Origin of the sequence: Marinitoga sp. 38H-ov, assembly GCF_011057715.1 — a bacterium.
Classification (GTDB): domain Bacteria; phylum Thermotogota; class Thermotogae; order Petrotogales; family Petrotogaceae; genus Marinitoga.
Genome location: NZ_LNGH01000040.1, coordinates 1 through 13,013 on the forward strand (window position 1 = coordinate 1; position 13,013 = coordinate 13,013).

The 13,013-nt window shown below is 25.0% G+C and carries 14 protein-coding genes, 3 tRNA genes and 1 pseudogene; 6 read left to right on the forward strand and 12 right to left on the reverse strand.

The annotated features are described in order from the left end of the window. Window positions 1–11: 11 nt before the first annotated feature. The 3 genes from AS160_RS09170 to AS160_RS09180 are packed head-to-tail and all read right to left on the reverse strand — an operon-like array spanning window position 12 to window position 2,301. The gene (locus tag AS160_RS09170; RefSeq protein ID WP_165148033.1) at window positions 12–812 is read right to left on the reverse strand and encodes an ABC transporter permease subunit; all 801 of its coding nucleotides are present in this window, start codon (window positions 810–812) and stop codon (window positions 12–14) included. Between the two features lie 12 nt (window positions 813–824). Further along, the gene (locus tag AS160_RS09175; protein ID WP_165148036.1) at window positions 825–1,682 is read right to left on the reverse strand and encodes an ABC transporter ATP-binding protein; all 858 of its coding nucleotides are present in this window, start codon (window positions 1,680–1,682) and stop codon (window positions 825–827) included. Beyond that, a complete protein-coding gene (locus AS160_RS09180; RefSeq protein ID WP_165148039.1) occupies window positions 1,675–2,301 on the reverse strand; it encodes a TetR/AcrR family transcriptional regulator in 627 nt (208 codons plus the stop codon). The genes AS160_RS09175 and AS160_RS09180 overlap by 8 nt, the downstream gene beginning before the upstream one ends. A 288-nt stretch (window positions 2,302–2,589) precedes the next feature. On the opposite strand from AS160_RS09180, the gene AS160_RS09185 reads away from it, so the two are divergent. From AS160_RS09185 to AS160_RS09195, 3 genes are all read left to right on the forward strand, one after another. After that, a tRNA-Lys gene (locus tag AS160_RS09185) sits at window positions 2,590–2,665 on the forward strand. Between the two features lie 21 nt (window positions 2,666–2,686). After that, window positions 2,687–2,772 (forward strand) — tRNA-Leu (locus tag AS160_RS09190). 13 nt (window positions 2,773–2,785) lie between these two features. Then, window positions 2,786–2,860: transfer RNA gene (locus tag AS160_RS09195), tRNA-Gly, on the forward strand. A gap of 40 nt (window positions 2,861–2,900) precedes the next feature. On the opposite strand, the gene AS160_RS09200 is transcribed toward AS160_RS09195, so the two are convergent. Continuing rightward, window positions 2,901–3,377, reverse strand: a complete 477-nt coding sequence (locus AS160_RS09200) for a metallophosphoesterase (RefSeq protein WP_165148042.1) — start codon at window positions 3,375–3,377, stop codon at window positions 2,901–2,903. Window positions 3,378–3,617: 240 nt separating this feature from the next. On the opposite strand from AS160_RS09200, the gene AS160_RS09205 reads away from it, so the two are divergent. From AS160_RS09205 to AS160_RS11305, 3 genes are all read left to right on the forward strand, one after another. Then, window positions 3,618–4,958: an FAD-dependent oxidoreductase gene (locus AS160_RS09205; RefSeq protein ID WP_165148045.1), complete on the forward strand. Its 1,341-nt coding sequence runs from the start codon at window positions 3,618–3,620 to the stop codon at window positions 4,956–4,958. Window positions 4,959–5,249: 291 nt separating this feature from the next. Beyond that, on the forward strand, window positions 5,250–5,648 hold the full coding sequence (locus AS160_RS09210) for a nucleotidyltransferase substrate binding protein (RefSeq protein WP_165148048.1): 399 nt from the start codon (window positions 5,250–5,252) through the stop codon (window positions 5,646–5,648). Beyond that, a complete protein-coding gene (locus AS160_RS11305) occupies window positions 5,645–5,833 on the forward strand; it encodes a nucleotidyltransferase domain-containing protein (protein WP_206528164.1) in 189 nt (62 codons plus the stop codon). Before AS160_RS09210 ends, AS160_RS11305 begins: the two co-directional genes overlap by 4 nt. Window positions 5,834–5,952: 119 nt before the next feature. Here the strand turns inward: AS160_RS11305 and AS160_RS09220 are convergent, their stop codons facing one another. From AS160_RS09220 to AS160_RS09260, 8 genes and pseudogenes are all read right to left on the reverse strand, one after another. Next, a complete protein-coding gene (locus tag AS160_RS09220) occupies window positions 5,953–7,089 on the reverse strand; it encodes a DegT/DnrJ/EryC1/StrS family aminotransferase (RefSeq protein WP_165148051.1) in 1,137 nt (378 codons plus the stop codon). Between the two features lies 1 nt (window position 7,090). Further along, entirely contained in the window at window positions 7,091–7,741 is a 651-nt protein-coding gene (locus AS160_RS09225) for a MarR family winged helix-turn-helix transcriptional regulator (RefSeq protein ID WP_165148055.1), read from the reverse strand. Window positions 7,742–7,840: 99 nt separating this feature from the next. Next, window positions 7,841–8,263 (reverse strand): hypothetical protein, encoded by a 423-nt coding sequence (locus AS160_RS09230; RefSeq protein WP_165148058.1) that lies wholly within the window; start codon window positions 8,261–8,263, stop codon window positions 7,841–7,843. 396 nt (window positions 8,264–8,659) lie between these two features. Next, window positions 8,660–9,076, reverse strand: coding sequence for a TolC family protein (locus AS160_RS09235; RefSeq protein WP_165148061.1), 417 nt, complete (start codon window positions 9,074–9,076; stop codon window positions 8,660–8,662). A gap of 12 nt (window positions 9,077–9,088) precedes the next feature. Beyond that, on the reverse strand, window positions 9,089–10,327 hold the full coding sequence (locus AS160_RS09240) for a hypothetical protein (RefSeq protein ID WP_165148064.1): 1,239 nt from the start codon (window positions 10,325–10,327) through the stop codon (window positions 9,089–9,091). 113 nt (window positions 10,328–10,440) lie between these two features. Continuing rightward, complete coding sequence (locus AS160_RS09245; protein WP_165148067.1) at window positions 10,441–11,034, reverse strand: hypothetical protein; 594 nt, start codon at window positions 11,032–11,034, stop codon at window positions 10,441–10,443. Between the two features lie 120 nt (window positions 11,035–11,154). Further along, window positions 11,155–12,141 (reverse strand): annotated as a pseudogene (locus tag AS160_RS11420) (apolipoprotein N-acyltransferase). A gap of 442 nt (window positions 12,142–12,583) precedes the next feature. Then, window positions 12,584–13,013 (reverse strand): cysteine peptidase family C39 domain-containing protein (locus AS160_RS09260; protein ID WP_241244256.1); only part of this gene is annotated, 430 nt, incomplete at its 5' end.

The window sequence follows — 13,013 nt, forward strand, 5'->3', positions numbered from 1 at the left end:
ATTACCGGAGACTATACGCTTATATCTTGTTTCTCAAAAATCTTCTGAGAAACAAAGAAAACTATAAATGCAATGATAATAATAATAAATGAGTTTAATAAATATACGGTTTCGTTTTTTAAAGTATCTCTAACTGGAATATAATAAAATACGCTTAATTTCCTTAATAATTCTGTGTTTTGTACCCCTTCGGTAACAGTATATCCAAAATACATAAAAAATAATAATCCTAATGATATTGAATTAGTTAATTTTCTTGTTTTAATTAGAGTTGAAATTAATGTTGCTATAGCAGCAAAAAAGAATTCTATAACTAATAAATAAAGAGCAAATGCAAATAAAACATTATTACTAAAATCTCTCTCAACAAATTGATTGAAGAACCAGAATTCAGTTCCTAAAAAAACTAAAAATAATATTATTGTGTTGATTAATATTATTGAAACCTTATGTGAGAATATTTTATTTCTAGAGTATGGTTTTATTAATAAATATTCTATTGTCTTATTATCATACTCTCCTGCGAATAGTTTACTAGCTAACATAGATGCATATAATCCAAAAAATATGAACATAAAGGTCATACCTTCGGTACCTAACATTCCTTCAGGTCTTAATAATGTCTCTGGATCCATATTAAAAGCATCAAGAAAAGTTTTTGGCATTCTTTTTAATAAATTCATAAAAGCTGAATTTTCTTCGCTTATAATATCAGATAAACTTATAAACATTAAATTAAATAAAGTAATTACTATAATCCAGATAAAAAGATTTTTAAAATTGAATTTAAATTCTTTTTTTATTAAATTCATATCAGCACCCCCTTATTTATATAGCTCTAAGAAAATATCTTCTAAAGCAGGGTTTTTAATTTCTATATCAGAAAAATCTGTTTTTACTAAATCTTCTAAGAATTTTTTTAATTCAATACTTTTTACATCAAATGTATAAGTATTTTTATTTTTTGAGTTTTTATATTTATTTAATTCATCAATGAATTTTAAATTATATACGTTTATTATCTTTTTTGAAATATCTTTTAATCCTTCTATTGAACCTGATTTTACTACAGATCCATCTTTAATCATTGCAAATGTATCACATAATTTTTCTACTTCTGATAATATATGAGATGAAAATAAGATTACCGCCCCCATCTCTTTATGCCTTTTTATTAAATCATAGAATTTTTGTTGAACTAATGGGTCTAAACCATTAGTAGGCTCATCTAAAATTAAATATTTAGGCTTATGAACTAAAGCTTGTAATATAGCTACTTTTTTCTTATTTCCAAGAGATAGAGCTTTAAACTTTTTATTTACTTCAATTCCTAATAATTCAATAATTTCTTTTTCATATTCTCTATCTATGTTCTTGTAAAACGATCTATTAAATTCTAAAAATTCTGATATCTTCATATCACCATAAAAATTTACTTCACCAGGAATATAACCTATATTTTCTTTAACGAAATCTACTTCATATGGCATTTTTTTACCGTCTATTAAAGCTTCTCCACTATCAGGTTTTAAAAATCCAGTTAATATTCTAATAGTTGTTGTTTTTCCTGCACCATTTGGTCCAATTAATCCTAATATTTCTCCTTCTTTAATTTCAAATGAAACATCTTCAATTCCCCTATGCTTTCCATAATACTTTTTCAAATTATTAATTTTAATCATCTTTACCCCTCCTTATTCCATTTTTAATGATAAACATAAAATCATTAAGAATATTTTTAATATTTCCATAATCCATACTTTCATTATTAATTTTTATATAATCTAATATAAAAAGAGATATTTTAGAAATTAGAAAAGAGACCAATTTTAAATCAATATGTTCATATATTTCACCATTATCTTGTGCTTTTTTTAATAATGAAAAAACAAAATCGTCTCCTTGAGTAGAATATTCTCCAGTAATTTCAGCTATAATCTTTTCATCTTCTAACATAAAATTTTGCCCAATTTTTGCATATAATGGATAATCTAAAGTTAATTTAAAACCTGCTTCTATCATGGCTTCAAATGATTCAAAAAAATCATTTGTATCTCTTCCTTTTATTGCATTTGATAAATATTCCATTTTTAATTTAAATATTTGATCTAATATATATTTATATAAGTCTTTCTTATTATTAAAATACTGATAAAAACTTCCTTTAGATATTCCAGACTTTTCCACGATTTTATTTATGCTGACCTTAGAGAATAAATTGTTACTAAATTCTTCAAGAGCAACATCCATTATTTTTTTTCTCTTTTCCTCAGGAAGGTTAAAAAAAGTTTTTTTAGGCATTTTATCACTCCTTATGACCATATAGTCATATGACCTATTAGTCATATTATATCACTATATTATTACAAAAAAATTACAATAGCTTATTTGAAATTTAGAAAATACTTATGATATATAATAATAAATATTGTTTTATATATAATGATAATATCAAATTACTAAATCGATATTACTTGTTTAGATTAAATATATAGAAAAATAAAATTCTCCTTTTCTTAAATAAAAAAATCTTTTCTTAACTTGACAAAATGAAAAAAATGATATATAATAATAATCGTGATTGAGCGTGACCCGCTAGCTCAGGCGGTAGAGCACTTGACTTTTAATCAAGGGGCCCTGGGTTCGAGTCCCAGGCGGGTCACCAGTTTTTTATATCTCTGCCAACGCGCGAGTGGCGGAATTGGCAGACGCGCTGGACTTAGAATCCAGTGGGATTTACCCGTGTGGGTTCAAGTCCCACCTCGCGCACCAAATTATTATGTATGCGGAAATAGCTCAGTGGTAGAGCACCTGCTTGCCAAGCAGGGGGTCGCGGGTTCGAATCCCGTTTTCCGCTCCATAGTATTAATTAAAGCTCCCTAAAGGGAGCTTTTTTGTTTTCATATTTCCAATATATTTACTTCCTTATCAACAGGATCAATTAATGCTATTGTTGCTCTTCCGCTAAGCCATCCAGAGCCTTCACCAGGATTTACAACAACAGTTCCATTTTCTTTTCTACTCACTATTTCATGGGTATGCCCGAAAAATACAAAATCATATAGACCACTTTTTTCAGCAGCGCGCAAAGCATAAGGTTCATGCATCATTAGTATTTTTTTACCTTCAATATTTATTTCTCTAGGACCAGGTAATATTCTTCTATTTGACCTTTCACTTAATAATAATTTTTCACCGTCATTATTACCAAAAACACCATAAAAATCTATACCATCTTTAATTATGTATGGTAATACAAATGGTGCAACGAAATCCCCGCAATGAAAAACCGCTGTAATATTTTCTCTTTCAATTATTTTTTCTACTTCTTTCATTTTATGAATATTGTCATGAGTATCAGAAATTAATAACCACATAATTCCACCTCCCTAATATATTATATCATTTTTATTAATTATATTTCAGAAAAATAAAATATTTATAAATAAATAAATATTAGAAATTTATAATATTCTAATTTTAATATAAACTTTATAATCCTTAATATATATTTTATGTATATATATACATTTTTTGATAGAATAAAAATGTCAAAATTAAGGATATAATTTTATTATACATTGATAAAAAAATAACAAACTTTTGGAGGTGTTATAATGAAATATGATATAGTAGTTATTGGAGGTAGTGCGGCCGGATTGGTTGCTGCAATTTCTTCAAGGAAATTATATAAGGATAAGAAGATATTAATAATAAAGAAATTAGAAAAAGAATTAGTTCCATGTGGAATACCATATATTTTTCATACTCTTGGAAATGTTGAAAGCGATTATATGGGAATTGAAGAAAAATTTAAAGCTATGAATATAGAATTATTAATTGATGAAGTTGTAGATGGCAATATTGATGAAAAGAAAATAATTACAAAATCAGGAAAAGAATATTATTATGAAAAATTAGTTATTGCAACAGGATCAACACCGTTTATTATTCCAATACCTGGTCATAATTTAGAAAATGTATATACTATACCAAAAAATTACAAGTATTTAGGTACAGTTCACGAAAAAATAAAAAATGCTGAAAATGTTGTTATTATTGGTGGAGGATTTATTGGAGTAGAAGTAGCTGATGAAATAAAAAAATCAGGGAAAAATGTAACATTAATAGAAGCAAGGGATTCATTATTGCCAGCATCTTTTGATTCTGATTTTGGAGATATTGCAAAAGAAGAAATTGAAAATGATAATGTAACTGTATTAACTGATACTATAGTAAAAGAAATATACGGAAATGAAAAAGTAGAAAAAGTAATATTAGATAATGGTGAAGAAATACCAGCAGATGTAGTAATTTTAGCAACTGGCTATAAACCAAATACAGAATTAGCTAAAAAAATGGGATTAAAGGTTACAGAATTAGGATATATAGAAACTGATGATTATATGAGAACATCTGTAGAGGATATCTATGCTGCTGGAGATTGTGTACAACATAAAGATTTCTTCACTGGAAAACCATCAAGATTAATGTTAGCATCTGCAGCAGTATTTGATGCAAGAATTGCTGCAAATAATTTATATAAATTAAAATTATTGAGAACAGTAAAAGGCTCTTTAAATGTATATTCAACAGTTATAGGAAGTAAAACATTTGCAGCTGCAGGTATTACAGAGAGAATGGCAAAAGAAGAAGGATTTGATATAATAGTAGGTAGAGCAGAGGTTATTGATAGACATCCTGGAAAATTTGAAGATGCATCAAAAATATCACTGAAATTAATATTCTCAAAAGAATGTGGTTTGTTATTAGGTGCTCAAATGGTTGGTGGAAAGAGTGTTGGTGAATTGATAAATGTTGTGAGTTTAGCAATTCAAAAAGAAGTAAATATAAAAGATTTGATAAAAATGCAAGTGGGGACTCACCCGTTATTAACAGCTGGTCCAACATCTTATCCATTAACTTTAGCAGCAGAAGATGCTTTAGCACAAATGTAATAATTATAATAAATATAACCCAGTAGATTTTCTACTGGGTTATATTTATTTACTACCACCTCTACCAAGTCACATTTCTCTTCCGTAACCGTATTCATAATATGCCATATCACACACTTCCTATATGTATTTTATATATACTGGCCATTTTTTATATATTTTATACATATATATGTCATCTATTTTTGTTGAATTTAATTTTAAAAATCAGAGAAATTTTATCTGTTATAATACAATTAAAGAACTATTTTTTTGGTATAATAAATATATATTATAAAAGGAGAGATTTTAATGAATAAAAAAGATATACGTTGGAAGCAAAGATTTCAAAATTTTGAAAAATCATATAAGTTATTAAAAAAATATATCAATATGGAAGATATGGATGAATTAGATAGAGCAGGAATTATACAATTTTTTGAAATGTCTTTTGAATTATCCTGGAAAGTATTAAAAGACTTTTTAGAGTACAATGGGTATCTCGTAAAAAGTCCAAGAGAAGCTATAAAACTTGCATTTCAACTTGAAATTATAGATAATGGGGAGTATTGGCTCAAAGCTTTAGAAGATAGAAATTTGACAGTATATGATGAAAATACTGCAATGGAGCTAGTGAAAAAAATTAAAGAAATATATTTACCCAAATTAGATAAATTTTATGAAAACATGTTAAAGGAGTTAAAGAAATGAATTTTGGTTTAAAAGAAGAACATTTAAAAATCATTATAGATTATATAAAAACTATTCCAGAAATAGAAGAAGTTTTTATTTTTGGAAGCAGAGCTATGGGGAATTATAAGAAAGGATCTGATATAGATCTTGCTATTAAAGGAAAAGAAATTACACGTGATTTGCTATTAAAAATTAGTTTTTAAAAACATATTTACCTTATTTTTTTGATATTGTTGATTATAATAAAATAGATAATTTAGATTTAAAAAAACATATTGATACTCATGGAATAGTGTTATATAAAAAGTAGGTAGCTATCTACCTACTTTTTATAATATTCATATATTGATTTTACAATATATTCTATTTCATCATTTCTTAATTCTGGGAATATTGGTAATGCCAATGTTGATTTTGTAGCTTTTTCTGTTATTGGTAAATCTCCCTCATTATAACCTAAATATTCAAAACACTTTTGTTGATGTAATCCTTTTGGATAATAAATAGAAGTTCCAATTTCTTTTTCTGTTAAAAATGTTTTTAATTCGTCTCTATTTCCTATTTTTAATGTAATAACGTATTGATGATATACATGTGATTTATCTTCAAAAACTTCTGGATAATCAATATAATCTGTTAAATTATATTTTTTAAATAACTCATCATATTTTTTTGCGACATTAATTCTGTTTTCTATGTATTCATCAAGATGTTTTAATTTAATTCTAAGTATTGCAGCTTGAACTTCATCTAGCCTTGAATTAAAACCTACTTCATCATGGTAATATTTCCTAGCGGAGCCGTGTACTCTTAACTTTCTTATCCTGTTAGCTAAATCTTCATTATTGGTAAATATCATTCCTCCGTCCCCATATCCTCCAAGATTTTTTGTTGGAAAGAATGATGTTATACTTAAATCACCAAAAGAAAAAGCATTTTTTTCATTCCATTTAGATCCAATGGATTGAGCACCATCTTCTATAATATATACTCCATATTTTTCTTTAAAATATTGAAGTCTATCTAAGTCAATTGTTTTTCCAAATAAATGTACTGGAATTATAGCCTTTATCTTTTCTTTTTCTGGATGAGTTTTTAAAATTTCTTCAACCTTATCAAGATCAAGATTATAATATTTTTCTTCAACATCAACAAATATTGGAGTTGCACCATTTCTAGTTATACAGCTAGCTGTAGCAAAAAATGTATAAGGAGTTGTAATAACATAATCTCCTTCTTTTATGTTTAATGCTCTAACAGATAAAAATAAAGCATCGGAACCATTAGCAACACCAATTGCATATTTTGTTCCTACATAATTAGCCAGTTCTTCTTCCAGTGCTTTAACATGAGGTCCTAAAATTACTTTACCTGTTTTAAATATGTTATCCAAAGTATTTAAAACTTCATCTCTAAAAGATTCATATTGCCTAGTCATATCAAATAAAGGTATTTTCATATTACTCCCCCTTTTCTAATGAAACATTTCCTGTTTCATCTATATTAAATATATATATGTTTGATAATTCATTTTCTCTAGCATTTTTTAATATATCTTCAGAATGTCTAAATGAAGCAATAATAATCATATCATATTCCATGTTCTTTACTTCTTTTGGAGAATATATATTAATACCATGGATTTTATCTCCTTGTTTTGAAATAGAATCATCAATAAACCCAATAACATTAATATTTTCACTTGTTAATACTTTTAATACAATACCTCCAACAACACCTGCTCCATATAATAATATATTTTGATATCCCATATCTTCAATTTTATCTAAAACCTTATTAAATGATTTTTTTGTTTCAGCATATATTTTAGATACTTCATTAATAAAAGATACAGTTAAAAACTGTAATCTTTTTTTACCATCTGCGGTAATTTCATAATTCATTTTTCTTCTGTTTTCACCTGTTTTTATAATATATTTTTTATCCTCAAAGTCCTTTAAATACCTGTTTACCATAGATGGAACAATACCTACTGTTTTTGCTATCATTTCTTGTGAAACATTTTCATTTTTGGATATTATTTGTAAAATCATTAATTCTCTAAAATTTGGAGATGGATTAAAAAACGTATAATCTTCAAAATTAAACATAATTTCACTCCTTTTTCATTCACTGAGTGAATTATATCATATATTATTTTTTATGTCAATAAAAAATCTCCTGCACAAAGCAGGAGATTGATTTTTATTTCAAGAGAGATTGTTTGTTTTTTTCATTTTGGTATAAGTTTCAAGGAACTCTTCAATTTTTAAATTGTAATATATTATTTTCATTTTTCTTTCTAATTGTATTTTTTCTATTTGATATTCTTTCTCAAATTTATCCCATTCTAATTCTATATTTTTTAGTTCTTCTTTAAGTATTTTTATCTGAATTTCATCCAATAGTAATTCCTCTTCTATTTTTAATATTTCATTTTTTAAACTTTCTCTTGAATTTATAATTTTAGAAATGGTATTCTGAAGATTATCTTCACTTAAATTTTTATAATCATCTTTCTTACTAAAAAGATATGGATTTATAGAACCATTAAAATTCACATATCCTCCATTATAATTCCCATTACTGGATATTTTTAAATATGGAATCTCTTCTGATAGATTAAAGTTCAATGATATTGAAAAGTTGTTGTTTAAAATGTCATATCCTCCGATTAAATTAACATTAAAATAATTGCTGGATCTTAATTTTTTTCCATATTATTTTGTTGTTGCGTAATATAAACTATTTTATATTCTAAAAAACTTTCCACAGGTTTATATTGTATATTTTTTATAATTTCTTGGAATTTTTTTAACTTATAATATTTTTCTGAATATCTTAGCTTAAATTTTTTCTGTATTTATAAATTTAAATTTTTTATAAGCATATTTTTATAATTATATAATGATTCATAATTTTCTTTTAATGATATTTCTAGCTTCTTTTTTGTTAGATATTTTTTAAATTCTTCAATCTTATTGTTATTGGAATATCGTTTAATTTACTATATTCTTTTTCTAAAAATTCTATATAATTTTGAAGATAATAAGCATTATAAAATAAGTTTTTAAAATATAAAATATTGTTCTCTTTATGTTTTCTTCACTTAAAGTTGCTATTTGCTTATTTAATTTATTCATTTGTGCTTTATCGCTGAAATCTGATCTAAATACATTCCATGAAAAATTTATCGATGATGTATTTAAATCCACTTTACTTATTTTATCCCCGCCAAAAGAAAAATTATATGATATATATGGTAAAAAATCACTATATTTTTCTAGAATGCTTTCGTTTTTTATTTCATGGTTTGAATTTAAAATTGAGACATAATATTTATATGCATCTTCATAATACAAAAAAGTATTTTTAATGTTATTTTCTCCATATGCAACAATAAATAAATTAAAAACTGTTAATAATAAAACAAAACTTTTTTTCATCTCTACCTCCTGTTATTCTATTTCTTTAAATATGATAAATCTTTTATAAAATTTATCATATACATAATAATAAAGCATATTATTTATTTTTCTAATCTTCATTTTGGCAGGTATAATTTTATATGATTGAACTGGTTCTTTGCCTTCAAAATTTAAAAATATTTTTGCCTTTTTTTCAATTAAGCCCATATTATTAATTTCATACTTTTTTATAAAACATAAATTTCCTGTATTTGTATATCCAATTTTTGGATTAGTAGTTAATAAATATAAATTATTATCCATAATTTGAGCAGAAGGAATAATTTGTTCATATCTGAAAGCATATCTGGTATCAATAATTTTATTTTTTTCTGTTATTCCATCTTCTGTAATTTCCCATAAAGCTATTCTATCAATTTTCTTATAAAGATTATATTCTTGATTATTTTTATTTTCTTCAAATATCAGTAAATATGGTATTTCATTATTATTTAGTAAAAATGCTTCTAAGTTATTTGTATTAGATAATTCTTTATCTATCTCTTGTTCTTTTTTTACTCTATATATTGTATATCCAAACAAATTTTCCTTTTTATCAATTAATGATAATTTTTTATATATAATTTTTGGATTATTATTTTCAATTATATCTATGACATGAATATCTTCGTTTTTATCAATCATCATTTTATCCCCATGTGCGTAAGGAATTATAATTTCTCCATTTTCATAATTATTATCTATATTATTTGCAACATCTTCAAAAATATAAAAATCCTTTATTTTAAAATTTTCATCAAAAATAGTTATCCCAGCATTTGTAAGAAAGTATATTTTCCCATTTTTTTCTTTTATATCTCTAACTGCAAGTCCTTCTGGAAATGGGGGTGGTGCAAATCTTTCTATATTTCTTTTTTCCATTTCTCCATTTTTTAAATTTATAATATATACAAATGCTTTATTTTCGTTTAGATCTGAAAATTCAATAATTGGGATTGTATATACATTTTCAAAAATATAAAGTTTATTTCCATCTTCACTAATTATCCAATACATTGATTGAGAAGAAAAAATATCTTCTGGAATAGTTATATTCTTTTCTTCTGAAATATCTGATCCATCATAAAACATATATTTTTTATCCGTTGCTATTGTATATAACGGTTTTAAATTTAATGGTTCTACTCCTTTAAAAAAATACTTTAGTTCATGAGAAAATACTTTTCCTATAAAAAATATTAAAATAATACTTAATACTAATTTTTTCATATTTTCACCCCTGTGTATAATGTTTTTTATTAATAAATTCGATAGGGTGGACACCCTAAATAAGTTTGAAATTATATTTTATTTACTGAAATTTAATTATAGGAAATTATTTTTTAATATTCCCATGGAGTCCTCCATACCCTAAACTTTGCATTTTCATGATCTTCTATTATTGGATGATATTCAGAAGTAGGATTTGGTTCATATAAAACTTTTAAAAATGTTTTTATAGGTTCATATGCATCATAAGTTTTATATCTATCTTCTCTCCAAGTTTTAACAATTTGATTATTTTGATACTCTTTGCAATCATAAACAATATGGATTTCTCCTGTTTCATTTTTGTAGTGATGTAACACAAAAACAGCTCCTGTCAAATAAGGCTTTAAATCAAAAGTATATACATTTGTATATGATGCCGAAACGCTTCTTCCGACATTTACAGAAACATTAGCTTTTAAAAAATCCTTAACAGAAGCTTCAGCACCTACGGACAAAATTCCATATATAGTACCTGTATAAGTCCTAGAGGTTTGAATTTTTCCACGAGTTGATCCTCCGGATTCCCAGCCGGACATCGCCTGACCTTTAACTGTATAATTATAGAATTTTCTAGAAAGAATAGCGATAGATGTAATTTCTTTTTCAATTCTACTAGTGGTATTTCCCCCACCATTATTGCTACCAGCACCAATAATATTTTTCATTTCATCGTCAGTAAAAACTTTTACATCAACAGTTTTTGAATGAGCAAAAACATTTACAGGCCCATGTTTACAAACATCATCAACAAAATAGCATATACCACTATCTTTTTCATTCTCCCATCATTTTTTGTTTTTTACAACAAATAGCGCGCTATTTTTGATTAATATTATTAAGGTTATTAAGAACATTAAATAATATAACTTTATTCCATATTTAGAATAAAATGTTTTTTTTAATTTTTTTATTGGTATTTCATAATTAATAATTTTTCTTTCATATAGTTTTGATGATTTTAATATTTTTCCTTCAGGAGAAATTATCTGCGATATTCCTGAATTTGTTGCTTGAATTACATATATATTATTTTCTGCTGCTCGAAATATTCCGTGCGTTGATATTAAATATGGTACTATACTGTAACCAAACATTCCATTATTGCTTGCTATTATTATTACATCGGTATCTTTGTTTTTTAATTCAGTTGTTATTTTGGGAAACATTACTTCAAAACATATTTCAAATCCTGCTTTTATTCCATCTATATTAATGATTTTTAAATTTTTTCCATTTTCAAAAACTTTTTCTTAATATGGCACGAGTTTGTTTTTATAATATTTTCCTATTATTTTTCCATTTTTTGATATAATAAATATGGAATTGTATTCTTTATCTTCAGGAGTTAAATCTGGTGTCCCTATTATTAGATTAATATTATTATTTCTTGCAAAATCTAATATTTCATTTCTATAATCAGGTAGCCGCATCATCCATCTATGAACTGATGTTTCAGGCCAGATGATTATATGTGGCGAATATTCTTTTATACTTTTCAATGAAAGATTTATGTATTTTTTGAATATTTCATAACTCAATTCATTATTACTTTGAGCAAATTTATATTCATTTGTAGATATATTTCCCTGTATTATTGAAATTTTTATTTTATTTTGATTAATTTCTTCTACATCTTTTTGTGAAAAAAAGCTTATATTAGGCAAGAGAAAAATTAATAATGAAATTATCAAAAATGTTTTATATTTTTTATTTTTTAAAAGATAATATAACCAATAATTTATTGCTGTTGTAATAAAAGATAATCCTATCATTCCTATATATTTTGAGAAAAACAGAAATATTTCTATATTATATAAAGCTATACCAGGATGCGGAGTAAATCCATAAATATTTTACTTGCAAAGTACTCCTCAAATAACCAGAATGAAGATATCAAAAATATTTTCTTATATGTTTTATAATTATAATTTTCAATTTTTTTCACAAATATACCAAAAAAATAAAAAAGTATTGTTATTATTAAAACAAACGATGAGAACCCAACCAGTTTATACTTTAACTCTATTTGCGCCGTTAAAATAAAGGATGAATTTATTATTGATATTATTAAAGAAAATAATAATATTTTTCTTTTTTGAATTTGATTATTTATATAATAAAAAAATGGAATAAATGCATAAAAAATAAAGAAAAACATTTTAAATGGTGGATTTGAAAAGTAAAAGAGTAATCCTGTAACAAGAGATAACATTTTTATTCTCCTTCTAATTTCAACGTTTTAATTTTAAAGTATATACCTTTCCACGCTTTTAAAAAGTCAGAATAATATACTTTTACATAACCAATTTGAGGATCAAATGCATATATATTATTGCTTTTAATATTTTCTATAACAATATAGTGATTATTATTTATGTATGCAATAACAGGTTTTCTTGTTATTTTCAAACTCTCAAAATTACCTTTTAAACCAACCCCTTCAAATCCTATTATTTCTGCAGCTTTTTTAAGTCCAAAAAGTGTTGTCCCTTTTTGTTCTGCCCCTGCAATTAAAGATATTGTATTTTCAGAAATATTATATCCATATAGAAATAACAAATATCTTAAAGCTGCCGGACCGCATGTGTATTCTTTACTCTGTAAGAACTCTTTTTCAATATTTAAAATTTTGGTATGTTTATAA

What these genes read in the sequence shown, in the direction of transcription:
- AS160_RS09170 (WP_165148033.1), bottom strand. Translation starts at nt 812, where the DNA reads ATGAATTTAATAAAAAAAGAATTTAAATTCAATTTTAAAAATCTTTTT.
- AS160_RS09175 (WP_165148036.1), bottom strand. Translation starts at nt 1,682, where the DNA reads ATGATTAAAATTAATAATTTGAAAAAGTATTATGGAAAGCATAGGGGA.
- AS160_RS09180 (WP_165148039.1), bottom strand. Translation starts at nt 2,301, where the DNA reads ATGCCTAAAAAAACTTTTTTTAACCTTCCTGAGGAAAAGAGAAAAAAA.
- AS160_RS09200 (WP_165148042.1), bottom strand. Translation starts at nt 3,377, where the DNA reads ATGTGGTTATTAATTTCTGATACTCATGACAATATTCATAAAATGAAA.
- AS160_RS09205 (WP_165148045.1), top strand. Translation starts at nt 3,618, where the DNA reads ATGAAATATGATATAGTAGTTATTGGAGGTAGTGCGGCCGGATTGGTT.
- AS160_RS09210 (WP_165148048.1), top strand. Translation starts at nt 5,250, where the DNA reads ATGAATAAAAAAGATATACGTTGGAAGCAAAGATTTCAAAATTTTGAA.
- AS160_RS11305 (WP_206528164.1), top strand. Translation starts at nt 5,645, where the DNA reads ATGAATTTTGGTTTAAAAGAAGAACATTTAAAAATCATTATAGATTAT.
- AS160_RS09220 (WP_165148051.1), bottom strand. Translation starts at nt 7,089, where the DNA reads ATGAAAATACCTTTATTTGATATGACTAGGCAATATGAATCTTTTAGA.
- AS160_RS09225 (WP_165148055.1), bottom strand. Translation starts at nt 7,741, where the DNA reads ATGTTTAATTTTGAAGATTATACGTTTTTTAATCCATCTCCAAATTTT.
- AS160_RS09235 (WP_165148061.1), bottom strand. Translation starts at nt 9,076, where the DNA reads ATGAAAAAAAGTTTTGTTTTATTATTAACAGTTTTTAATTTATTTATT.
- AS160_RS09240 (WP_165148064.1), bottom strand. Translation starts at nt 10,327, where the DNA reads ATGAAAAAATTAGTATTAAGTATTATTTTAATATTTTTTATAGGAAAA.
- AS160_RS09245 (WP_165148067.1), bottom strand. Translation starts at nt 11,034, where the DNA reads ATGAAAAATATTATTGGTGCTGGTAGCAATAATGGTGGGGGAAATACC.